This window comes from Variovorax sp. UMC13, from assembly GCF_014170375.1.
Lineage (GTDB): Bacteria > Pseudomonadota > Gammaproteobacteria > Burkholderiales > Burkholderiaceae_C > Variovorax.
Map to the genome: position 1 here is coordinate 89,697 of NZ_LZZW01000007.1, position 21,440 is coordinate 111,136.

At 67.9% G+C, this 21,440-nt stretch carries 19 protein-coding genes and 3 tRNA genes; 14 read left to right on the forward strand and 8 right to left on the reverse strand.

The window, feature by feature from the left end:
* Position 1: 1 nt before the first annotated feature.
* Together A9977_RS03970 and ompR are read right to left on the reverse strand one after the other, a co-directional pair.
* Complete coding sequence (locus A9977_RS03970) at positions 2 to 1,408, reverse strand: sensor histidine kinase (RefSeq protein WP_183023670.1); 1,407 nt, start codon at positions 1,406 to 1,408, stop codon at positions 2 to 4.
* Positions 1,409 to 1,490: 82 nt separating this feature from the next.
* Positions 1,491 to 2,222 carry a two-component system response regulator OmpR gene (gene ompR / locus A9977_RS03975; RefSeq protein WP_183023587.1) on the reverse strand — a complete coding sequence of 244 codons (732 nt, stop codon included), beginning with the start codon at positions 2,220 to 2,222 and terminating at the stop codon, positions 1,491 to 1,493.
* Positions 2,223 to 2,394: 172 nt separating this feature from the next.
* Here ompR and A9977_RS03980 point away from each other — a divergent pair, with 172 nt between their 5' ends.
* Positions 2,395 to 2,742, forward strand: a complete 348-nt coding sequence (locus tag A9977_RS03980) for a hypothetical protein (protein WP_183023588.1) — start codon at positions 2,395 to 2,397, stop codon at positions 2,740 to 2,742.
* 77 nt (positions 2,743 to 2,819) lie between these two features.
* A complete protein-coding gene (locus tag A9977_RS03985) occupies positions 2,820 to 3,509 on the forward strand; it encodes an SIMPL domain-containing protein (RefSeq protein ID WP_183023589.1) in 690 nt (229 codons plus the stop codon).
* A gap of 16 nt (positions 3,510 to 3,525) precedes the next feature.
* Here the strand turns inward: A9977_RS03985 and A9977_RS03990 are convergent, their stop codons facing one another.
* On the reverse strand, positions 3,526 to 4,296 hold the full coding sequence (locus tag A9977_RS03990; RefSeq protein ID WP_183023590.1) for a 3-hydroxybutyrate dehydrogenase: 771 nt from the start codon (positions 4,294 to 4,296) through the stop codon (positions 3,526 to 3,528).
* 69 nt (positions 4,297 to 4,365) lie between these two features.
* On the opposite strand from A9977_RS03990, the gene A9977_RS03995 reads away from it, so the two are divergent.
* The 6 genes from A9977_RS03995 (at position 4,366) to rimO (ending at position 10,374) form a co-directional block, all read left to right on the forward strand.
* Positions 4,366 to 5,322, forward strand: a complete 957-nt coding sequence (locus A9977_RS03995) for an alpha/beta fold hydrolase (protein WP_183023591.1) — start codon at positions 4,366 to 4,368, stop codon at positions 5,320 to 5,322.
* Positions 5,323 to 5,417: 95 nt separating this feature from the next.
* Complete coding sequence (locus A9977_RS04000; protein ID WP_183023671.1) at positions 5,418 to 7,559, forward strand: bifunctional (p)ppGpp synthetase/guanosine-3',5'-bis(diphosphate) 3'-pyrophosphohydrolase; 2,142 nt, start codon at positions 5,418 to 5,420, stop codon at positions 7,557 to 7,559.
* 49 nt (positions 7,560 to 7,608) lie between these two features.
* Positions 7,609 to 7,685 (forward strand) — tRNA-Val (locus A9977_RS04005).
* Positions 7,686 to 7,893: 208 nt separating this feature from the next.
* Positions 7,894 to 8,262: a hypothetical protein gene (locus A9977_RS04010; RefSeq protein WP_310936086.1), complete on the forward strand. Its 369-nt coding sequence runs from the start codon at positions 7,894 to 7,896 to the stop codon at positions 8,260 to 8,262.
* A 101-nt stretch (positions 8,263 to 8,363) separates the two neighbouring features.
* On the forward strand, positions 8,364 to 8,897 hold the full coding sequence (phaR, locus tag A9977_RS04015) for a polyhydroxyalkanoate synthesis repressor PhaR (protein WP_286548395.1): 534 nt from the start codon (positions 8,364 to 8,366) through the stop codon (positions 8,895 to 8,897).
* Positions 8,898 to 8,967: 70 nt separating this feature from the next.
* Entirely contained in the window at positions 8,968 to 10,374 is a 1,407-nt protein-coding gene (rimO, locus tag A9977_RS04020) for a 30S ribosomal protein S12 methylthiotransferase RimO (RefSeq protein WP_183023593.1), read from the forward strand.
* A gap of 90 nt (positions 10,375 to 10,464) precedes the next feature.
* On the opposite strand, the gene A9977_RS04025 is transcribed toward rimO, so the two are convergent.
* Positions 10,465 to 10,549, reverse strand: a tRNA-Leu gene (locus A9977_RS04025).
* Between the two features lie 236 nt (positions 10,550 to 10,785).
* Positions 10,786 to 10,870, reverse strand: a tRNA-Leu gene (locus tag A9977_RS04030).
* An 81-nt stretch (positions 10,871 to 10,951) separates the two neighbouring features.
* Here A9977_RS04030 and rnr point away from each other — a divergent pair.
* Together rnr and A9977_RS04040 are read left to right on the forward strand one after the other, a co-directional pair.
* Positions 10,952 to 13,210 carry a ribonuclease R gene (gene rnr, locus A9977_RS04035; RefSeq protein WP_183023594.1) on the forward strand — a complete coding sequence of 753 codons (2,259 nt, stop codon included), beginning with the start codon at positions 10,952 to 10,954 and terminating at the stop codon, positions 13,208 to 13,210.
* A gap of 15 nt (positions 13,211 to 13,225) precedes the next feature.
* Positions 13,226 to 13,990 carry an SDR family oxidoreductase gene (locus tag A9977_RS04040; protein ID WP_183023595.1) on the forward strand — a complete coding sequence of 255 codons (765 nt, stop codon included), beginning with the start codon at positions 13,226 to 13,228 and terminating at the stop codon, positions 13,988 to 13,990.
* Between the two features lie 6 nt (positions 13,991 to 13,996).
* Here A9977_RS04040 and A9977_RS04045 read toward each other — a convergent pair whose 3' ends face one another.
* The gene (locus A9977_RS04045) at positions 13,997 to 15,460 is read right to left on the reverse strand and encodes an NAD(P)H-hydrate dehydratase (protein ID WP_183023596.1); all 1,464 of its coding nucleotides are present in this window, start codon (positions 15,458 to 15,460) and stop codon (positions 13,997 to 13,999) included.
* Between the two features lie 53 nt (positions 15,461 to 15,513).
* Here A9977_RS04045 and A9977_RS04050 point away from each other — a divergent pair, with 53 nt between their 5' ends.
* The gene (locus tag A9977_RS04050; protein ID WP_183023597.1) at positions 15,514 to 15,933 is read left to right on the forward strand and encodes a hypothetical protein; all 420 of its coding nucleotides are present in this window, start codon (positions 15,514 to 15,516) and stop codon (positions 15,931 to 15,933) included.
* Here A9977_RS04050 and A9977_RS04055 read toward each other — a convergent pair.
* Positions 15,923 to 17,176, reverse strand: a complete 1,254-nt coding sequence (locus A9977_RS04055; protein ID WP_183023598.1) for a D-amino acid dehydrogenase — start codon at positions 17,174 to 17,176, stop codon at positions 15,923 to 15,925. The two genes, A9977_RS04050 and A9977_RS04055, sit on opposite strands and share 11 nt — an antisense overlap.
* A gap of 81 nt (positions 17,177 to 17,257) precedes the next feature.
* Positions 17,258 to 18,583: an amidase gene (locus A9977_RS04060; protein ID WP_183023599.1), complete on the reverse strand. Its 1,326-nt coding sequence runs from the start codon at positions 18,581 to 18,583 to the stop codon at positions 17,258 to 17,260.
* Between the two features lie 221 nt (positions 18,584 to 18,804).
* Between A9977_RS04060 and rpsB the strand changes: the two genes are divergently transcribed.
* From rpsB to pyrH, 3 genes are all read left to right on the forward strand, one after another.
* Positions 18,805 to 19,560: a 30S ribosomal protein S2 gene (gene rpsB, locus A9977_RS04065; RefSeq protein WP_183023600.1), complete on the forward strand. Its 756-nt coding sequence runs from the start codon at positions 18,805 to 18,807 to the stop codon at positions 19,558 to 19,560.
* A gap of 80 nt (positions 19,561 to 19,640) precedes the next feature.
* The gene (gene tsf / locus A9977_RS04070) at positions 19,641 to 20,564 is read left to right on the forward strand and encodes a translation elongation factor Ts (RefSeq protein ID WP_183023601.1); all 924 of its coding nucleotides are present in this window, start codon (positions 19,641 to 19,643) and stop codon (positions 20,562 to 20,564) included.
* 142 nt (positions 20,565 to 20,706) lie between these two features.
* Positions 20,707 to 21,429 carry a UMP kinase gene (gene pyrH / locus A9977_RS04075; RefSeq protein ID WP_183023602.1) on the forward strand — a complete coding sequence of 241 codons (723 nt, stop codon included), beginning with the start codon at positions 20,707 to 20,709 and terminating at the stop codon, positions 21,427 to 21,429.
* The last annotated feature ends 11 nt before the right edge of the window (positions 21,430 to 21,440 follow it).

Below are 21,440 nucleotides of genomic sequence, written 5' to 3' on the forward strand. Positions count from 1 at the left end.
CTCAGCTCTTCTTGCCGTGCAGCCCCAGCGACTTGCTGGGCATGGCGCGTGGCATCCGGATATGGGCCGCGAAGCCGCGCCCCGGCGTGCTGGTGAGCGCGAAGGTGCCGCCCATGCGCTCGATGTTCTTGGCCACGATCGACAGGCCCAGCCCGGCGCCGGCGGCCGAGGTGCGCGCGGTGTCGCCGCGGAAGAAGGGCTTGGTCAGCTGCGACAGGATGGCCGGCGCGACGCCGGCGCCGTGGTCGCGCACCTTGATCAGCACCGCCTCGTCGTGCGCCTGCGCCTGGATCGTCACGTCGGCCACGCCGGTGGCCGGTGTGCGGCCGTAGCGGCGCGCGTTCTCCACCAGGTTGGAGATCACGCGCTGCAGCTCGACCTCGTCGGCCATCACGCGCAGGTCGGGCGGCACGTCGACCTTGATCTGCATGTCGTCATGGTCCTGGACGGCGTAGGTGCAGGCATCGATCACGTCGCGCAGCAGCACCGGCCGGAAATCGACGTGGTCGGGCCGCGCATAGTCGAGGAACTTGTCGATGATCGCGTCGAGCTGCGCGATGTCGGCCGCCATGTGCTCGCGCGCATCCTCGTCGGCCACGCTCATCTCGGTTTCCAGCCGCAGCCGCGCCAGTGGCGTGCGCAGGTCGTGCGAGATGCCGGCCAGCATGATGGCGCGGTCCTGCTCGATCTTGGCCAGCTGGTCGGCCATGCGGTTGAAGCCGATGTTGACCGCGCGGATCTCGTTGGTGCGCGCGCGCTCGTCGAGCCGGTGCGCCTCGTACTCGCCCTCGCGCACCTGCAGCGTGGCGCGCGACAGCTGCTTGAGCGGGCGGTTGATGAAGCGCGTGATCAGCGCCGCGCCGGCCAGCGAGAGCGTGATCGCGGTGATCAGCCAGACCAGCCAGGTGCGGCCACCCACGCGGCTGAAGCGCGTCGGGTCCAGCAGCAGCCAGTAGGTGTCGCTCTCGATGGTGAAGCCGATCCACAGGCCGGGCTCGTCGTTGACCCGGCTGGCCACGGTCGTGCCTTCGCCCAGCTGGTCGATCAGCTCCTCGGTCACGCGCTGGTCGAGCGTGCCGCTGGTGTAGGGCTCGAAGCGGTCGTTGGGCTCGCGCGGCAGGATGCGCACGCCTTCCTGGTCGGCCAGGGTCTTGATCAGCGAGACGCGGGTGATCGCATCCGAATACACCAGCGCCGCGCGCGTGAGGTTCACCAGCGAGGCGATCTGGTGGGCGGTCTGGATGGCGCGCGGCTCGTACTCGAGCGCGCGAAAGGACTGGAGCCAGGCGAAGGTGCAGCCGAAGAGCAGCAGCGCCAGCAGGAAGAAGGTGCGCCAGAACAGGCTCAGGCCGAGCTTGATCCCCAGGTGGCGCCGTGCCTGCGCCATGCCCTCGAGCGGGCTGGGCATCGTGACCTGCGGCCCGTCGTCGGAAAGCGGCGTCGGTTGGGTGGTGTTCGGGCCCGTGGCCTCCGGGTACATCAGCCGTGCTTCAGGTCGTACCGTCCGGAACGAACACGTAGCCCACGCCCCACACCGTCTGAATGTACCGCGGCGCGGCGGCATCCGACTCGACCAGCTTGCGCAGGCGCGAGATCTGCACGTCGAGGCTGCGGTCGAAGGGCTCGAATTCGCGGCCGCGCGCCAGCTGGGCCAGCTTTTCGCGCGACAGCGGCTGGCGCGGATGGCGCACCAGCGCCTTGAGCATCGCGAACTCGCCGGTGGTCAGCGACAGCTCTTCGCCGTCCTTCTTGAGCGTGCGCGAGCCCAGGTCGAAGCTGAAGGGGCCGAAGTTGACGGTCTCGTTGTCGGTCGAGGGCGCGCCGGGCGCCTCGAGCGGCGGACGGCGGCGCAGCACCGCGTGCACGCGGGCCAGCAGCTCGCGCGGGTTGAAGGGCTTGCCCAGGTAGTCGTCGGCGCCGACCTCCAGGCCGACGATGCGGTCGACGTCTTCGCCCTTGGCGGTCAGCATGATGATGGGGGTGCGGTCGTTGGCCGCGCGCAGGCGGCGGCAGACCGACAGGCCGTCTTCGCCGGGCATCATCAGGTCGAGCACGATCAGGTCGACCGTGTCGCGCAGCAGGATGCGGTTGAGGGCCTTGCCGTCCTCCGCGACGATCACCTCGAAACCCTCCTGGGTCAGGTAGCGGCGGAGCAGGTCGCGGATGCGGGCATCGTCGTCGACGATCACGACCTTGTCGGTACGGGCAGGAGTCTGATTCATTTCTACAACGGTGATTTGTAACAGTAGCGATTCTGATGCCGTTGGCCGCCCATACGGGGGCTTTATGTGCTTGTCTGACACTAAGTTACACAACTTGCCTACATTCGCCGCGGGACCCCGGCGCGGGCAAATCTTAGTGGCAAAGTGGCGTCGTCTCCGCTCTTCGCCGCCCATGAGATCCATTGCCCACCTGCTGCCGATTCTGCTGATCGCCTCCGCCTCTTCCATGTCGTGGGCGGCGCCCAACGGCATCCTGCAGGTCGGTGGCGCCACCCGGTCCGAGGTGCGCAGGGCGGTCGAGAGCCACCGGTCCTCGCAGCGCGAGGAGCTGCAGCGGGAAGAGGCCGCGGCCGGTCGCCGCCTCACGCCTTCCGAGCTCGCCGAACTGCGCAGCCAGGTGCGGCAGCAATGGACGCCGCGCTACGATGCACCCAGGGCCGTGCAGCCCGTGGTCTCGGATCCGTCCGTGCCACAGCCGGATTCACGCCAGTTCACGCTGCCGCGCAGTCAACGGCCCTGAGCCGACGCCCCGGCGCTCCGGTGCCCGGGGCCGTCTCTGTCTTTCCATACCAAATCCAAGGGGAACTCTTGAACGCAATGAAATCGATCGCGGCGCTGGCCGTACTGGGTTGTGCCGCCGTGGCCGCCATGGCCGACACCCCGCCGCCTCAGAACGTGCTGCAGCTGTCCGCCAGCGGCACCGTGGAGGTGCAGCAGGACCTGCTGAGCATGACCCTGAGCACCTCGCGTGACGCGGCCGATGCCGCCACGGTGCAGAACCAGCTCAAGGCCGCGCTCGACGCCGCCCTGACCGAAGCCCGCAAGAACGCGCAGCCCGGCCAGCTCGACGTGCGCACCGGCAATTTCAGCCTGTCGCCGCGCTACACCCGCGAAGGCAAGATCAACGGCTGGCAGGGCTCGACCGAGCTGGTGCTCGAAGGCCGCGACTTCCCACGCATCACGCAGACTGCGGGCAAGATCAGCACGCTGACCGTCGGCAACGTCGGCTTCGGCCTGAGCCGCGAGCAGCGTGCCAAGGTCGAGACCGAGGCGCAGTCCATCGCCATCGAGGCCTTCAAGCAGAAGGCCACCGAGCTGGCCCAGGGCTTCGGCTTCTCGGGCTACACGCTGCGCGAGGTCTCGGTCAACGCCAACGAGGGCGGCCCGATCCGCCCGCGCATGATGGCCATGCAGGCCAAGGCCATGTCGGCCGACGCGCCGGTGCCGATCGAGGCCGGCAAGACCTCGGTGGTGGTGAGCGTCTCGGGCGCGGTGCAGCTCAAGTAGTAAATCGAAGCGCGGGCTACTGCGCCGTCCAGCCGCCGTCCATCTGCCAGGCCACGCCGCGCACCTGGTCGGCCGCTGGCGAGCACAGGAACACCGCCAGGCCGCCCAGCTGCTCCACCGTAGTGAACTGCAGCGAGGGCTGCTTTTCGCCCAGCAGTTCGTTCTGCGCCTGCGACAGCGAAATGCCTTCGCGCGCGGCGCGGTCGTCGATCTGCTTCTGCACCAGCGGCGTCAGCACCCAACCCGGGCAGATCGCGTTGCTGGTGACGCCGGTGGTGGCGAGCTCCAGGGCTGCGGCCTTGGTGAAGCCCACGATGCCGTGCTTGGCGGCCACATAGGCCGATTTCTGCGCCGAGGCCACCAGGCCGTGCGCCGAGGCGATGTTGAGGATGCGGCCCCAGTTGGCCTCACGCATCGCCGGGATCGCCAGCCGCGTGGTGTGGAAGGCGCTGCTCAGGTTGATGGCCATGATCGCGTCCCAGCGTTCGACCGGGAAGTCCTCGATCTTCGCCACATGCTGGATGCCGGCGTTGTTGACCAGGATGTCGACGCGGCCGAAACGCTGGGCGGCGAAGGCCATCATGGCTTCGATCTGCGCCGGCTGGCTCATGTCGGCGTCGTGATAAGCCACTTCCACGCCGAGCGCGGCGATCTGCTGCTGCGGTGCTTCGGCGTCGCCGAAACCGTTCAGCACGATGTTCGCGCCTTGCTGCGCCAGCGCCTTGGCGATGGCCAGCCCGATGCCACTGGTGGACCCCGTCACAAGGGCGGTCTTGCCTTTGAGCATGATGATCAATCTCCGGATGAATTAGGATGCAACGAGCCGATTATCCGACCCCGAATTCGCCCCCCGCTCATGACTGAACCGACCTTGTCTTTTGTGCCGTGCGCCGATGCGCAAGGCGGTCACCGCATGGCGTACTGGCAGTGGGGCGACGACCGCAGCCCGCATGTGGTGCTGTGCGTGCATGGCCTGTCGCGCCAGGGCCGCGATTTCGACCTGCTCGCGCAGGCGATCGTCGCGCGCGCGGGCGGCCGGGTGCGTGTGGTCTGCCCCGACGTGGTCGGCCGCGGCCGGAGCGACTGGCTGCGCGACCCCGACGGCTACCAGCTGCCGCTCTATGCGGCGGACATGGTCGCGCTGCTGATGCAGCTGCACGGCCAGGCGCCGATCGAACGCTTCGACCATGTGGGCACCAGCATGGGCGGCCTGATCGGCTTGATCCTGGCTGGCCACCGCGAATTGCCGCTGCCCGCGCCGGTGCACCGGCTGGTGCTGAACGACGTCGGCCCGACCATCGATGCCGGGGCGCTGCAGCGCATCGGCCTCTACCTGGGCAAGGTGGGGCGCTTCGCGTCGCTGCAGGAAGCTGCCGACGCGATGTGGGCGATCTCGCAGAGCTTCGGCCCGCACACGCCCGCGCAATGGCTGGCCTTGTCGCAGCACATGGTCGCGCCCGCGGCGCAGCGCACGGGCGAGGGCACGGCCAAGCTGTCGTCGGTGGATGCACCGGCCGACGGCCCGCTCGTGCTGCACTACGACCCGGCCATCGCCGTGCCCTTCCGCGCCATCACGCCCGAGATCGCGGCGCAGGGCGAAGCCGTGATGTGGGCGCTCTACGACGCCATCACCGCGCCCACGCTGCTCACGCGCGGCGCGCAATCCGACCTGCTGTCGCCCCCGACCGCGCTCGCCATGACGCAACGCGGGCCACGTGCCCGGCTCGTGGAATTCGAGGGCGTGGGCCATGCACCCACCTTCGTGGCGCCGGCGCAGAGCGCGGCCGTCACTTCTTTCCTGTTCGATACGTGAAGCGCGATTCCTCCCCCGTGCCGGCTCGGGCCGGCGGCGAAGCCACCGTGGTCGACTACCCCCTGTCGGCGGCGACGGCCGAACGCACGCCGGTCATGGAGAACATGCTGGGCCGCGCGCGTGCCTTCGCCGAACCCCTGATCGCCGACGAGACCCTCGACACCGGCGAGAACACCCTCGCGCACGCCGATGCGGTGGCCAAGATCGTGGCCGCCATGGGCGGCTCCGAGGCGATGCAGGCGGCCAGCTACCTGGTCTATTCCTGCCAGCACCTGAACCGTCCGCAGGAAGTCATCGCCAAGGTCTTCGGCGACAACTTCGCGGCGCTGGCGGTCGAGACCACCAAGCTGGTCCATGTGCAGAAGCAGGCGCGTTCGGCCACGGCCGGCGTGCATGCCGCCGACGGCAACAGTGCCCAGACCGAGAACGTGCGCAAGATGCTGCTGGCGTTCTCGCGCGACCTGCGCGTGGTGATGCTGCGGCTGGCCTCGCGGCTGCAGACGCTGCGCTATGCCGCGGCTACCAAGGAGCCGGTGGCCGAGAACGTGGCGCGCGAATCGCTGCAGGTCTTCGCGCCGCTGGCCAACCGGTTGGGCATCTGGCAGGTCAAGTGGGAAATCGAGGACCTGTCCTTCCGTTTTCTCGAGCCCGAGACCTACAAGCTGATTGCCCGCCTGCTCGACGAGAAGCGGGTCGAGCGCGAAGGCTATGTCGAGCAGCTGCGGTTGCAGCTCGAGCAGGAGCTCAAGGGCGAGGGCATCCAGGCCAAGGTGCAGGGCCGGCCCAAGAACATCTACAGCATCGTGAAGAAGATGCGCGGCAAGTCGCTGGACTTCGCGCAGGTCTTCGACATCCTCGCGCTGCGCGTGGTGGTGTCGGACGTCAAGGACTGCTATGCCGCGCTGGCCTGGGTGCATTCGCACTTCCAGCCGCTCGACGAGGAGTTCGACGACTACATCGCCCGGCCCAAGCCCAACGGCTACCAGTCGCTGCACACCGTGGTGCGCAAGCCGGCCGACGGCAAGCCGGGCAAGCCGATCGAGATCCAGATCCGCACCGAGGAGATGCACGACCATGCCGAGCACGGCGTGGCGGCGCACTGGGCCTACAAGGAAGCAGGCCACAAGGGCTATGCCGGCGTCTGGGCCAGCGGCGAGTACGACGCCAAGATCGCGGTGCTGCGCCAGCTGCTGGCCTGGGAGCGCGACCTGTCGGGCGGCCAGCAGGGCCAGGGCCTGTTCGAGGACCGCATCTATGTGCTGACGCCCGATGCGGCGATCGTCGAACTGCCGCAGGGCGCGACCGCGGTCGACTTCGCCTACACGGTGCACACCAGCCTGGGCCACCGCTGCCGCGGCGCGCGCATCGACGGCGTGATGGTGCAGCTCAACACGCCGCTGCAGAACGGCCAGACGGTGGAGATCATTGCGGCCAAGGAGGGCGGCCCCTCGCGCGACTGGCTCAACGCCGAACTGGGCTACCTGGCCAGCCACCGCGCGCGCGCCAAGGTGCGCGCCTGGTTCAATGCGCAGGTCACGCACGAGACCATCGCCAAGGGCCGCGAGGCGGTCGAGAAACTGCTGCAGCGCGAAGGCAAGACGTCCACGCGGCTGGAGGACCTGGCCTCGCAACTGGGCTTCAAGTCGGCCGACCACCTGTTCGAGGTGGTGGGCAAGGACGAGTTCTCGCTGCGCAACATCGAGATGCTGCTGCGCCCGCCCGAGCCCGCACCGGGCGCCGACGACGGCGTGCAGCTCAAGAAGTCCCGCGCCAGCGACAAGGCCTCCAAGGGCGGCGTGCTGGTGGTGGGCGTGTCTTCGCTGATGACGCAGCTGGCCAAGTGCTGCCGGCCGGTGCCGCCCGACGCGATCGGCGGCTTCGTGACGCGCGGCCACGGCGTCAGCGTGCACCGCCGCGACTGCAGCAACTTCCGCACGATGGCGGGCCACAACCCCGAGCGCGTGATCGAGGTTGAGTGGGGCCGACCCAAGGCGGAGGAGGCCGCGCTCTATGCGGTCGACGTCGCGGTCGAGGCGGCCGACCGCCAGGGCCTGCTGCGCGACATCTCCGATGTGTTCGCGCGCGAGAAGATGAACGTGATCGGCGTGCAGACCCAGTCGATCAAGGGCACGGCATGGATGACCTTCACCGTCGAGATCTCGGACGCCGCGCGCCTGACGCAAGTGCTCAAGGTGGTTTCTTCAGTGAATGGCGTGAGATCTTCACGTCGCCGCTGAAAACGCTCATTTTGGATGCTACAATAGATGCTTCTCGAAAACGACATCTAGGCGCGTAGCTCAGTTGGTTAGAGCACCACCTTGACATGGTGGGGGTCGTTGGTTCGAATCCAATCGCGCCTACCAATTAACCATTGGTAGAGAGCCTTCCAAATCAATAGATTTGGAAGGCTTTTTTTATTGCCGCACGCATTGGCGTCAATTCATTCCTTGGATTCGGCAATGGCGAGGGTGGCCGCTTGGCTGTTCTTCAGGCGCGGCCTCCCGCTTTGGTTGGATGGCCCGCCCGCCGCAGTCTGTGGTACCTTGATTCACATTCTTTGAGGTTCTGGTCGTGACCAACTTGCCCGCGCTGGTGGCGGATCCGTCGAGCGATGCCTCGCGTGTCGCGGCGCTGTTGCGTCATGCGCCGCTGGAGTTCGCGCGCGTGGTCTACGGCCTCAGCGACCAGGCCAGCGGCCGGACGGGCACCATGGCCGCGGCCGACGTTGCGCGCGCGCTGCGCCAGGGCGCACCCGTGACGCGCGAGCGCGCCGAGCAGCGGGCCCGGGCCTACCTGCCGGCCGCCGACCAGCCGCACTGCCCGCGGTGCTGGGTCTTCACGGCCATCAAGAGTCCTTTGCACTATCGGCAACCCAGCGATGAGCGGCCCGATTCCGCGCTGTGCAGGGTGTGCGGGGCCGAGTACGCGACCGAAGCTTGAGATCTGTCCGCTCGGTCAGGGTAAACCTTGGCGCGGTGCAGCAAAACCGCTCCCTAGAATCGTTTGCGCGCCTTCGGCGTGAACACCTGAAGGAGTCCTCAGTGCAGAGCAAGAAGTCCGGCGACAAACCGGTCCAGCGAGTGATCAAGAAGTACCCGAACCGAAGGCTCTACGACACCAACACCTCCACCTACATCACGCTGGCCGAGGTCAAGCAACTGGTGATGCAGAGTGCCTCCTTCGTGGTGCGCGACGCCAAGACCGGCGAAGACCTGACGCGCAGCATCCTGCTGCAGATCATCCTCGAGGCCGAGGCGGGCGGGGCGCCGATGTTCACCGAGCCGGTGCTGGCCAGCATCATCCGTTTCTACGGCCAGGCCATGCAGGGCTACATGGGCCCCTATCTCGAGAAGAACATCCAGGCGCTGACCGACATGCAGGCCCAGCTGACCGAGAAGGCCGAGGAGCTGACGCCCGAGATGTGGGCCCGCTTCATGACCATCCAGTCGCCGATGCTGCAGGGCCTGATGGGCAACTACGTCGAGCAGTCCAAGAGCATCTTCGACCAGATGCAGGACCAGATGCAGAAGAACACCGAGCAGGTGCTGGGCGCCTTCGGCATCAAGCGGCCCTGAATCGACCTCATCGACACCTTGCCTGCGCTTCACGTCGGTGGGATCCTGGTTTAACTGGGACAATAGGCCCATGAGTGAAGTTGTCTCCCCCGAACGAACCGTCCCGCAAGCCGCCCCCAAGGTCGGCTTTGTGAGCCTTGGCTGCCCCAAGGCATTGACGGACTCCGAATTGATCCTGACCCGGCTCAGCGCCGAGGGCTACCAGACCTCGAAGACCTTCGAGGGCGCCGACCTGGTGATCGTCAACACCTGCGGCTTCATCGACGATGCCGTCAAGGAAAGCCTGGACACCATCGGCGAGGCCCTGGCCACCAATGGCCGCGTGATCGTGACCGGCTGCCTCGGCGCCAAGGCGGGCGAGGAGGGCGGCAACCTGGTGCGCCAGATGCATCCCAGCGTGCTGGCCGTGACCGGCCCGCATGCGACGCAGGAGGTCATGGATGCGGTCCATGCCAACCTGCCCAAGCCGCACGACCCCTTCATCGACCTGGTGCCCAACGCCTTCGGCGTGGCCGGCCTGAAGCTCACGCCGCGGCACTACGCGTACCTCAAGATCAGCGAAGGCTGCAATCACCGCTGCACCTTCTGCATCATCCCGTCGATGCGCGGCGACCTGGTGTCGCGGCCGGTGGGCGACGTGCTGAGCGAGGCCAAGGCCTTGTTCGAAGGCGGCGTGAAGGAGCTGCTGGTGATCAGCCAGGACACCTCGGCCTACGGCGTGGACGTGAAGTACCGCACCGGCTTCTGGGATGGCAAGCCGGTGAAGACGCGCATGCTGGAACTGGTGCGCACGCTGGGCGAGATCGCCGAGCCCTACGGCGCCTGGGTCCGCCTGCACTACGTCTACCCGTACCCGAGCGTCGACGAAGTGATCCCCTTGATGGCGAGCGGCCAGGTGCTGCCCTACCTCGACGTGCCGCTGCAGCACAGCCATCCCGACGTGCTGCGCCGCATGAAGCGGCCGGCCAGCGGCGAGCGCAACCTCGAGCGCATCGCGCGCTGGCGCGAGGTGTGTCCCGAGCTCGTGATCCGCAGCACCTTCATCGCCGGCTTCCCCGGCGAGACGGAAGAGGAGTTCGAGCACCTGCTGGACTTCATCCGCGAGGCCGAGATCGACCGCGCGGGTTGTTTCGCCTACAGCCCGGTCGAGGGTGCGACCGCCAACGACATCCCGGGCATGCTGCCCGAGGCCGAACGCGAGGCGCGCCGCGCCCGCTTCATGGAGGTGGCCGAGGCCGTGTCGACCGCCAAGCTGCGTCGCCGCATCGGCGCGACCATGCAGGTGCTGGTCGATTCCGCGCCGGGCCTGGGCCGCAAGGGTGGTGTGGGCCGTACCTACGCCGACGCGCCCGAGATCGACGGCACCGTGCGGCTGCTGCCGCCCGAGAAGATCAGCAAGACGCTGAAGGTCGGCGAGTTCACGCGCGCACGCATCGTGGGCGTCGAGGGCCATGACCTGATCGCGCTGCCGGTCTAATGGCCTTGTCGCTGATTCAAGCAGGCAAGAAAAAAGCCACCGGAGACCGGTGGCTTTTCTTGAATGACCTGGCGGGGGTCAGTTTGAATTTGGTGCCCAGAAGAGGACTCGAACCTCCACGATGTTACTCGCTAGTACCTGAAACTAGTGCGTCTACCAATTCCGCCATCTGGGCGTCATATCTGCCGAAGCTTCTATGCATCGCTTCTCAGCGAAGACTGCGATCATACTCAAAAAACGGGGCACTTTTCGCCAAGTTGGGCTTCGACGTGAAAATTTTTGTGCGTATTTCAGATGTGCAGGCGCAGCTTGCGCACGCGGCACGCTCGATCGCGTTTCGAGCGGCCATGAAAAAAGCCACCGGAGACCGGTGGCTTCAATCGGATGACCTGGTAAAGGTCTGTTTAAACTTGGTGCCCAGAAGAGGACTCGAACCTCCACGATGTTACTCGCTAGTACCTGAAACTAGTGCGTCTACCAATTCCGCCATCTGGGCCCACATGACTGCCGAAGCAGCGATGTTTTGAATTTCAGGAAAGAAGGAGATCATATCAAAAATAATGGCCATCCCAGCGGCTTGCTGGATGAATTCGAGGGTTCCGTGCAAGGTCATCGCGACGGGCACGGCTTCGTGCAACGTGACGACGGCGAAGCCGACATCTATCTGCCGCCCAACGAGATGCGCGCGGTGCTCCACAAGGACCGCGTCAAGGCGCGCATCGTGCGCCAGGACCGGCGCGGTCGCCCCGAGGGGCGCGTGGTTGAGATCGTCGAGCGTCCCGAGCAGCCGATCATCGGCCGCCTGCTGCACGAAGGCGGCATCTGGCTCGTCGCACCCGAAGACAAGCGCTACGGTCAGGACGTCCTGATCCCCAAGGGCGCGACCGGTCCCGCCAAGGTGGGGCAGGTGGTGGTGGTGCAGCTCACCGAGCCGCCCGCGCTGTTCGGCCAGCCCGTGGGCCGGGTCAAGGAAGTGCTGGGCGAGATCGACGACCCCGGCATGGAGATCGAGATCGCGGTGCGCAAGTACGGCGTGCCGCACGAGTTCTCGGAGGCCTGCCTTTCCGAGGCGAAAGCCATTCCCGACAAGGTGCGTCCGGCCGACAAGAAGGGCCGCATCGATCTGACGGACGTGCCGCTGGTCACCATCGACGGCGAGGACGCACGCGACTTCGACGATGCGGTGTATTGCGAGCCGGCCAAGGTCGGCCGCGGCAAGGGCTGGCGGCTGCTGGTGGCGATCGCCGACGTGAGCGCCTATGTGCACACCGGTTCGCCGATCGACATCGATGCCTACGACCGCGCGACCAGCGTCTACTTCCCGCGCCGGGTGATCCCGATGCTGCCGGAGAAGCTCAGCAACGGCCTGTGCTCGCTCAACCCCTCGGTCGAGCGGCTGTGCATGGTCTGCGACATGCTGGTGGCGGCCGACGGCGAGATCTACGCCTACCAGTTCTACCCGGCCGTGATGTTCAGCCACGCGCGCTTCACGTACACCGAAGTGGCGGCGATCCTCGGCAACACGCGCGGCCCCGAAGCGGCCAAGCGCAAGGACCGCGTGAAGGACCTGCTGAACCTGGCCGATGTCTACAAGGCACTGCTCAAGCAGCGCAGCCGCCGCGGCGCGGTGGACTTCGAGACCACCGAGACGCAGATCGTCTGCGACGACGCTGGCCGGATCGAGAAGATCGTGCCGCGCACCCGCAACGAGGCGCACCGCCTGATCGAGGAAGCGATGCTGGCGGCCAACGTCTGCAGTGCCGACTTCATCAACGAGAGCAAGCACCCGGGCCTGTTCCGCGTGCACGAGGGCCCGACGCCGGAGAAGAAGGAGATCCTGCGCGGCTACCTGAAGGCCATGGGCGTGGGCCTGAGCATCACCGACGATCCGCGGCCGGGCGAGTTCCAGGCCATCGCCGAGGCCACCAAGGAGCGGCCCGACGCGCAGCAGATCCACACCATGCTGCTGCGCTCGATGCAGCAGGCGATCTACACGCCCATCAACAGCGGTCACTTCGGCCTGGCCTACGAGGCCTACACGCACTTCACCAGCCCGATCCGGCGTTATCCCGACCTGCTGGTGCACCGCGTGATCAAGGCGATCCTCAACCGGCAGAAGTACACGCTGCCGATGCTGCCCACACCGGGCGAGGCGCATGCCAAGCTGGCCAAGCGGCTCGCCTCGCGCGTCAAGGCGCCGACCGAGAAGCCGCAGAAGGCGACGGTCGCACCGACCAAGGAGGTGCAGGCCTGGCAGGCCGCGGGCCTGCATTGCAGCGCCAACGAACGGCGCGCCGACGAGGCCAGCCGCGACGTCGAGGCCTGGCTCAAGTGCAAGTACATGCGCGAGCACCTGGGCGAGGAGTACGGCGGCGTGGTCAGTTCGGCCACGAGCTTCGGCATCTTCGTCACGCTCGACGCGATGTACGTCGAGGGGCTGGTGCACATCACCGAACTCGGTGGCGAGTACTTCAAGTTCGACGAGATGCGCCAGGAGCTGCGCGGCGAGCGCACCGGCATCCGCTATGCCATCGGCACGCGCGTGCGGGTGCAGGTGAGCCGGGTCGACCTCGATGGCCGGAAGATCGATTTCCGCCTGGTGCGTGAAGGCGAGGAACTGCCGGCCCGCAACGCGAAGGACAAGGGCGCGCCCCCGGCCGGCGGCACGCCGGCCAAAGCGTCGGCCAAGCGGGGGTCACGCAGCAAGGGCGCCGAGGCGGTGGCGCCCGTGGCGGCCGAACGCGTCGAGGCCGGACCCCAATCGGCCATGCAGGCTTTCAAGTCCGCCGTGAAGAAGGCGGCCAACAAGATGAAGGGGCGCAAGCCGCGCCGATGAACAAGGAGACATGACATGACGCAAACCCAAGCAACACCCCGCACCGCCATCGTGACCGGTGCCGGCAGCGGCATCGGCCGCGCCGCCGCGCTGGCGCTGCTGGCCGACGGCTGGAACGTGACGCTCGCGGGCCGCCGCCTCGAGCCGCTCGAGCAGGTGGCCGAGGAATCGGGCGCTGCCGCGCGCGCCTTCGCCGTGCCGACCGACGTGGCCAAGGCCGAATCGGTTGCCTCGCTGTTCGCCGCCACAGTCGAGCGCTTCGGCCGCGTCGACCTGCTGTTCAACAACGCCGGCGTGGGCAACCCGCCCGGTCCCTTCGAGGACTGGACGCCGGAGCAATGGCAGGGCGTGGTCGACATCAACCTCACCGGCATGTTCTTCTGCATCCAGCAGGCCTTCCGCGTGATGAAGAACCAGTCGCCGCGCGGCGGCCGGATCATCAACAACGGCTCGATCTCGGCCACCGCGCCGCGGCCCAACTCGATCGCCTACACCGCCACCAAGCACGCGGTGCAGGGCCTGACCAAGACCGCCTCGCTCGACGGCCGCAAGTACGACATCGCGGTCGGCCAGGTCGACGTGGGCAATGCGATGACCGACCTGGCCTCGCGCATGGCCAAGGGCGTGCCGCAGGCCAATGGCGAGATGGCGATCGAGCCGCTGATCGACGTGAAAATCGTCGGCCAGTCGGTGCTCTACATGGCGAACCTGCCGCTCGAGGCCAATGTGCTGTTCCACACGATTATGGCCACCAAGATGCCCTTCGTCGGGCGCGGCTAGAAGCGCTCAGGCGGGCGCGCGGCGGGCCAGCGTGCCCGCCGTCAGCGGCGCCGCGCCGTCCGGCCAGGTGTCGGCGATGTGGCCGTGCCGCCAGACGGCCTGGTGCGCGGCCTCGAAGGCCGGCTGCCGGGCCGCCAGCGCGGCGCCGATCATGCCGGCCAGCACATCACCGGTGCCGGCCGTGGCCAGCCGCGCATTGCCGGTGAGGTTGACGACCGCGGGTTCATCGCCCGGGCTGGCGATCACCGTGCCGGAACCCTTGAGCACCGCCACCACGCGAAAGCGCGTGGCCAGCGCGCGCGCGGCCGCCAGCCGGTCGGCCTGGATGGCGTGGGCCGTGCAGCCCAGCAGCCGGGCCGCTTCCAGCGGATGCGGCGTGATCACGGTCGCTTGCCCGCGCATGGCGCGCGCCGCCAGTTGTTGCTGCAAGTCGCCGTCAGCGGCGACGGCATTGAGCGCATCGGCGTCGAGCACGAGCGCCGCGGCGCTCGCCATCACGCGCGGCAGCCACTCGCGCACCGCCGTTCCGCCGCCGCAACCGCAGACCACGGCCATGCCGGACACGTCCAGCGCATGGGCGTCGCGCAGCATCAGCTCGGGTTGGGCGCTGTCGACCGCCGCGGCGCTCGGGTCGAGCAGGCCGACGAACACCCGGCCCGCCCCGGCGTGCAGCGCCGCCGAACCGGCCAGCAGGGCCGCGCCCGCCATGCCCGGCGCGCCGCCGATCACCGCGACGTCGCCATAGCTTCCCTTGTGCGACGCATGGGTGCGCGCGCTGGCCTTGGGTGTGCCCGCCAGGCGTGCGACCGGGCGCTCGGTGACGGGGCCGCAGCCCAGGTCGTCGAACCAGACCGTGCCGGCCGCATCGCGCCCCTGCGCGGTGAAGAGACCGGGTTTGAGGGTGAGAAAGCTCAGGCAGGCGCGGACCGCCCGCGGGTGCGGCAGGGCGCCGTCCAGCGACAGCACGCCGGTGTCCGCATCCAGCCCGGACGGCACGTCGACGCTGAGCACGGGTTGCGTCCCCGCATGCATCCGCCGCAGCCAGGCGGCCATGTCGCCTTCGGGCGCGCGCGACGCGCCGATGCCGAGCAGTCCATCGATGGCCAGGTCATACGCGACCGGCGGGTCCGCCGCAACAAGAACACCTGCATCGCGCGCGCGTCGCAGCGACGCTTTGGCATCGGGTGGCAGGCGACCTTCATCACCGGTAAAAGTCACGACCGGAAAGAAGCCCCGATGCCGAAGTTGCGCTGCGGCCTCGAGACCGTCGCCGCCGTTGTTGCCCGGCCCGCAGGCCACCCAGACGGTGCGCGCATGCGGCGCGAGGGCCATGGCAAGCCGCGCCACCGCCAGGCCCGCGCGCTGCATCAGCGTATGGGCGGGCAGGGCGGCCGCGGCGGCCTGTTCGATGCGGCGCGTGGCGGCGATGTCGAACAGCTCGGCGGCGGTGGCGGCGGTGATGCGTTGCATCGATCCATTGTGCCGCCCGGGCTGTCGAGGTGCGGACTGCCTATCATCGGCGGATGATGCTCAAGAGCCTTGGCTGGGTGGTGCTGCTGTTGCTGGCGGGGCTGGCCGTGCTCGTGCTCGCGAGCCTGGCGTGGATGGTCGGCCTGGGGTGGGCGGCCGGCCTGCTGGCCGTCGTGTGGGGCGCCTTCCTGCTGGCCGAATGGCGGCAGTGGCTGCCCTTGCGCGACCTGGCCTGGGCGGCGGGCGCGGGCTACGGCATCAGCGTGATCCGCTGGCTCGAGGTGCCGCTCGACGAGGCCGCGCTCTGGCTGCGCTGGCTGGTGATGGCCGGCTACGCGCTGTGCCTGTTGTGCTTCGTGTGGATCGTGCCCGCGCTGCTCGGATGGGCCGTGCAGCGCTTGCGGCCGCCGCCACTGCCGGTCGAGAAGCCGGCCACGCCCGAGATGCTGCGCCGCTGGAACCCTAGAGACTGAGTCTTTCGAGGCCCAGGCCTTCGAGGTCGATGCCTGCATCGCGTCCGCCGATCCGGTCGGCCAGCACGCGCGCGCTGCCGCACGACAGCGCCCAGCCGCTCGAGCCGTGGCCCAGGTTGAGCCAGACGCCCGGAATGCCGCTGGGCCCGATCACCGGCGGCCCGTCGGGCAGCATCGGGCGCGCGCCCTTCCATTGCTGGATGCCGGCCTGCAGCGTGGCGGCGCCGGGGAACCAGTCGTGCAGCACCTTGTAGAGCGTCTGCAGTGCGGCCGGGTTCATGGTGTCGAGCGAACCGCCGATCTCCGCGCTGCCGGCCACGCGCACGCGCAGGCCCATGCGCGTGATTGCCACCTTGTAGCGCTCGTCCATCACGGCGCTGCGCGGCGCGTTGAGCGGCTCGCGCACGTTGGCGCTGACCGAATGGCCGTACACCGGCGTGAGCGGAATGCGCAGGCCCAACGGCCTGAGCAGCGCGGCCGAGGCCACGCCCGCGCACATCACGATCGCATCGAAGGGAATGGCGTCCGAGCCGGCCGACAGTGCCAGCGAGCGCGGCGCGGTGCGCGAGAGCGGGGCGATGTCGCAATTGAAGTGGAAGCGCGCGCCCAGCGATTCGGCTTCGCGCTTGAGCAGCAGCGCGAACTGGCGGCAGTTCGCGACCTCGTCCTCGGGCAGGTGGATGGCGCCAGCCAGGTCGGTGTCGGTGCTCAGGGCGGGCTCGATGCGCCGGGCCTCGTCGGCATCGACCTCGCGGAACACGCTGCCGGCCGCGCGCAGCACCTCGAGGCCCGGCTGCACCAGCTTCTGGTCGCGGCGCGAGCGCAGCAGCACCAGGTAGCCCTGGCTGCGCTCGTAGCTGAGCTCGCGGGCCTCGGTGATCTCGTGCAGCCGCGTCTTGCTGTAGAAGGCCAGTCGCTGCAGGCGGCTTCGATTGGCCAGGTAGGTCTCGAGCCGGCAGGCGCGTTGCCATTGCGCCATCCAGCGCAGGTCGCGACCGCTCACGGGCCAGCGCAGCTTGACCGCGCCGTGGCTCGACAGCAGCGAGCGCAGCACCTTGAGCCGCATGCCCGGCGCGGCCCAGGGCGTGACGTAGCCGGGGGCGACCACGCCCGCGTTGGCGAAGCTCGATTCCTCGGCCGCGGCGCCGCGGCGCTCGAAGACCGACACCTCGTGCCCGTCGCTGGCCAGTTCCCAGGCGGTGGTGACGCCGATGATGCCGGCGCCCACGATCGCGATTTTCATGAATTCTTTGTTGGGGGATGGAGTCGGCCATGTCCCGCGGGCCCGCCCGAAGGCGGAACGCGGGAGGAAAACGGGAAGGCCCTATTGTTGCAGCGCGCGCTCCGCCTGGGCGGCGATCGCGAGCACCGCGTCGTCGTGCAGCGCAGCGTGCCACAGCATCAGGCCGACCGGTGCATCGCCCTCGGCCTGGCAGGGAATGGAGATCGCGCAGCCGTCGAGCATGTTGACCACCGACGGGTTGCGCAGCAGCAGGCCGTTGACGCGGAAGAACTCCGTATCGCGCTCGGCGCCCGGCGCCACGCTGGCCAGCGGCGGCGCGAGGATCGGCACGGTGGGCGACAGTAGCGCGTCGAAGCCGGCCAGCGCGGCTTCCATGCGGGCGATCCAGTCGCGGCGCGCGTGCAGCAGGTCGATGTACTCGTGCGCCTTCATCCCGGCGCCCTTGAGGATGCGCTGCGCCACGCGCGGGTCGTAGCCGGCGCCGCTGCGCTCGAGCAGCAGGCGGTGCCAGGCATAGGACTCGGCGGCGGAAAAGCCGCCGGTGGCGTTGATGGCGGGCAGCTCGGCCAGCGGCGGCAGCGCGATCTCGTCGATGTGCGCGCCGGCCGCGCGCAGCGTGGTCAGGGCGCGCTCGAAGGCCTGCGCCACTGCCGGCACCATGCCGTCCAGGAACAGGTCCTTGACCACGGCGAGCCGGTAGCCAGCCAGCGCGCGGGTGTCCGGCGTGACGCGGCGCGCGGCCAGCACCTCGTGCGCCAGCACCGCGTCGCGCACCGAGCGCGTCATGGCGCAGACCGTGTCGAGCGTGGTCGACAGCGGCAGCGCGCCGGTGGCGGGCACGAGGCGGGCCGTGCTCTTGAAGCCGACGATGCCGTTGAGCGCGGCCGGAATGCGGATCGAGCCGCCGGTGTCCGAACCCAGGCCGATGAAGGCGGCGCCCGTGGCCACCGAGATGGCGGCGCCGGAAGAGGAGCCGCCCGGGACGCGCGGCGTCGCGGCATCGCTGGCGTTGGCCGGCGTGCCGTGGTGCGGGTTGACGCCGACGCCGGAGAAGGCGAACTCGCTCATGTTGGTGCGCCCGATCAGCGCGCCGCCCGCAGCCCGCAGGCGCGCCACCGCGACCGCGTCGGCGCGGGCGGCCGGGGCATGGCCCAGCACCACCGAGCCGGCGGGCGTCGGCTGCCCGGCGACGTCGAACAGGTCCTTGACGGAGAAGGACAGCCCGGCCAGCGGCTGCGAGGGCTGGGCCGCGGCCGCCTCCTGGCGCGCCGCGTCGAACAGCGTGCGCGTGAAGGTGTGCGTGTTCGAGGGCTGCTGCGCGATGGCGATCGCGTGCTCCATTTCGGTGCGTGCGTCGGTGGTGCCGGCCTGGAGGGCGAGTCGGCTGTCGTGCAGGTCGGGGCGCATGGTGTGTTCGAAGCAGGGGGGCTGAGAGGGGGGGAGGGTGGTCTGCGTGCTATACTCTTTGGGTTTCGCTCTCGGGGATTTCCCTGTATTTCCAAGGTTTCCGAGAGAGCGGGACACATTCGCAAACCAGCCCATCAAGGTGTTGCGTGCCCTCGTGAAAAGTTGTTCGCAGAGGCCGCAAAACGGGCTGGATTTTAGACCCAACCTTTGGAGTTATTTCTATGTCGACGACCATGCGCGAAATGCTGGAAGCCGGTGTCCATTTCGGTCACCAAACCCGTTTCTGGAACCCCAAGATGGCACCGTTCATCTTCGGCCATCGCAACAAGATCCACATCATCAACCTGGAAAAGTCGCTGCCGATGTTCCAGGACGCGGCCAAGTACGCGAAGCAGCTCACCGCCAACCGCGGCACGATCCTGATGGTCGGCACCAAGCGCCAGGCCCGTGAAATCGTCGCGGCCGAAGCGCAACGTGCCGGCGTGCCCTACGTCGACACCCGCTGGCTCGGCGGCATGCTGACCAACTTCAAGACCGTCAAGACCTCGATCAAGCGTCTGAAGGACATGAAGGCCCAGCAGGAAGCCGGCCTCGACAGCCTGAGCAAGAAGGAGCAGCTGACGTTCTCGCGTGAGATCGCCAAGCTCGAGAAGGACATCGGCGGCATCCAGGACATGACCGCGCTGCCCGACGCCATCTTCGTGATCGACGTGGGCTTCCACAAGATCGCCGTCGCCGAAGCCAAGAAGCTGGGCATCCCGCTGATCGGCGTGGTCGACTCGAACCACTCGCCTGAAGGCATCGACTACGTGATCCCGGGCAACGACGACTCGTCGAAGGCCGTGACGCTGTACGCACGCGGCATCGCCGACGCGATCCTCGAAGGCCGCAACAACGCCGCCAACGACGTCGTCAAGGCCGTGGCCGAAGGCGGCAGCGACGAGTTCGTGGAAGTCGAAGAAGGCGCGTCCGCCTGATCGCGGTCTTCGCGAGCCTTGAAGAAGGGGCTTTGTGGCCCCTTTTTTTGATCTGATTTTTTGAATACGGAGAACGAATAATGGCTGCTATCACCGCAAGCATGGTCGGCGAACTGCGCGCGAAGACCGACGCGCCCATGATGGAATGCAAGAAGGCTTTGACCGAAGCCGAAGGCAACATGGAAAAGGCTGAAGAGCTGCTGCGCATCAAGCTCGGCAACAAGGCCGGCAAGGCATCGGGTCGCATCACCGCCGAAGGCGTGGTCACGGCCTTCGTCGACGGCGAAGCCGGCGGCATGATCGAGATCAACTGCGAAACCGACTTCGTCACCAAGAACGACAGCTTCCTGGCCCTGGCCAACGCGGCTGCCATGCTGGTCGCCAAGAACAACCCGGCCGACATCGCGGCACTGGGCGCGCTGGCTTACGAGCAGGACGGCTTCGGCCCCACGCTGGAAGATGTTCGCAAGGGCCTGATCGGCAAGATCGGCGAGAACATGAGCTTCCGCCGCTTCAAGCGTTTCGGCGGCAACGGCAAGCTGGCCTCGTACCTGCACGGCACCCGCATCGGCGTGATGGTCGAGTTCGACGGTGACGACGCGGCTGCCAAGGACGTCGCGATGCACATCGCCGCGATGAAGCCGGTTGCCATCCAGGCCTCGGACGTGCCTGCCGACCTGATCGAAAAAGAGCGCGCAGTTGCCGCCGGCAAGGCCGAGGAAGACCGCAAGACGGCCGAAGCCGAAGGCAAGAAGCCGCAGCCGGCCGACATCGTCGCCAAGCGCATCGAAGGCGGTGTGCAGAAGTACCTCAAGGAAGTCTCGCTGCACAACCAGCCCTTCGTGAAGAACGACAAGCAGACCGTCGAAGCCATGCTCAAGGCCGTCAACACCTCGATCAAGGGCTTCACGCTCTACGTGGTCGGTGAAGGCATCGAGAAGAAGGTCGACGACTTCGCGGCCGAAGTCGCCGCGCAAGTGGCTGCGGCCAAGGCTGCCGCCTAAGCTGGCGCCCCACGGCACGCGCGCATTTCGTGGCGCGCGTGTCGACCCCTCACGGGGACATCACCAGCGGGCCGGCCGACCGGTTCCGCGGTGTCTCACGATCTGATTAAACTCGCCCCCGCCAACCCAAAGGAAAACGCCCATGACCAACGCCCGCCCAGCCCACAAGCGCATCTTGCTGAAGCTGTCGGGTGAGGCGCTGATGGGCGACGACGCCTTCGGCATCAACCGCGCGACCATCGTGCGCATGGTCGGCGAGATCGCCGATGTCGTGAACATGGGCGTCGAGGTGGCGGTGGTGATCGGCGGCGGCAACATTTTCCGCGGCGTCGCCGGCGGCTCGGTCGGAATGGACCGCGCCACCGCCGACTACATGGGCATGCTGGCGACCGTCATGAACGCGCTGGCACTGGCCGATGCGATGGACAAGCAGGGCCTGATCGCCCGCGTGATGTCGGCCATCGCCATCGAGCAGGTGGTCGAGCCCTACGTCCGCCCCAAGGCCTTGCAGTACCTCGAAGAGGGCAAGGTCGTGATCTTCGCGGCCGGCACCGGCAACCCCTTCTTCACCACCGACACGGCCGCCGCGCTGCGCGGTGCGGAAATCGGCGCCGAGCTGGTGCTCAAGGCGACCAAGGTCGACGGCGTCTACAGCGCCGACCCGAAGCTGGTGCCCGACGCGACGCGTTATGCCTCGTTGACCTTCGACGAGGCCATCGGAAAGAATCTCGGCATCATGGACGCCACGGCCTTCGCGCTGTGCCGCGACCAGAAGCTGCCGATCAAGGTGTTCTCGATCTTCAAGAACGGCGCGCTCAAGCGCGTCGTCATGGGTGAGGACGAAGGCACCTTGGTGCACGCCTGAGGAGCAAAGAA

Bases quoted from the DNA above. Each gene is read 5' to 3' on its own strand.
- ompR (WP_183023587.1), bottom strand. From the start codon at position 2,222: ATGAATCAGACTCCTGCCCGTACCGACAAGGTCGTGATCGTCGACGAC.
- A9977_RS03980 (WP_183023588.1), top strand. From the start codon at position 2,395: ATGAGATCCATTGCCCACCTGCTGCCGATTCTGCTGATCGCCTCCGCC.
- rpsB (WP_183023600.1), top strand. From the start codon at position 18,805: ATGTCGACGACCATGCGCGAAATGCTGGAAGCCGGTGTCCATTTCGGT.
- A9977_RS03985 (WP_183023589.1), top strand. From the start codon at position 2,820: ATGAAATCGATCGCGGCGCTGGCCGTACTGGGTTGTGCCGCCGTGGCC.
- A9977_RS04055 (WP_183023598.1), bottom strand. From the start codon at position 17,176: ATGAAAATCGCGATCGTGGGCGCCGGCATCATCGGCGTCACCACCGCC.
- A9977_RS03990 (WP_183023590.1), bottom strand. From the start codon at position 4,296: ATGCTCAAAGGCAAGACCGCCCTTGTGACGGGGTCCACCAGTGGCATC.
- rimO (WP_183023593.1), top strand. From the start codon at position 8,968: ATGAGTGAAGTTGTCTCCCCCGAACGAACCGTCCCGCAAGCCGCCCCC.
- A9977_RS04000 (WP_183023671.1), top strand. From the start codon at position 5,418: ATGGAGAACATGCTGGGCCGCGCGCGTGCCTTCGCCGAACCCCTGATC.
- A9977_RS04040 (WP_183023595.1), top strand. From the start codon at position 13,226: ATGACGCAAACCCAAGCAACACCCCGCACCGCCATCGTGACCGGTGCC.
- A9977_RS04050 (WP_183023597.1), top strand. From the start codon at position 15,514: ATGATGCTCAAGAGCCTTGGCTGGGTGGTGCTGCTGTTGCTGGCGGGG.
- pyrH (WP_183023602.1), top strand. From the start codon at position 20,707: ATGACCAACGCCCGCCCAGCCCACAAGCGCATCTTGCTGAAGCTGTCG.
- A9977_RS04060 (WP_183023599.1), bottom strand. From the start codon at position 18,583: ATGCGCCCCGACCTGCACGACAGCCGACTCGCCCTCCAGGCCGGCACC.
- A9977_RS03970 (WP_183023670.1), bottom strand. From the start codon at position 1,408: ATGCCCAGCCCGCTCGAGGGCATGGCGCAGGCACGGCGCCACCTGGGG.
- A9977_RS03995 (WP_183023591.1), top strand. From the start codon at position 4,366: ATGACTGAACCGACCTTGTCTTTTGTGCCGTGCGCCGATGCGCAAGGC.
- A9977_RS04045 (WP_183023596.1), bottom strand. From the start codon at position 15,460: ATGCAACGCATCACCGCCGCCACCGCCGCCGAGCTGTTCGACATCGCC.
- tsf (WP_183023601.1), top strand. From the start codon at position 19,641: ATGGCTGCTATCACCGCAAGCATGGTCGGCGAACTGCGCGCGAAGACC.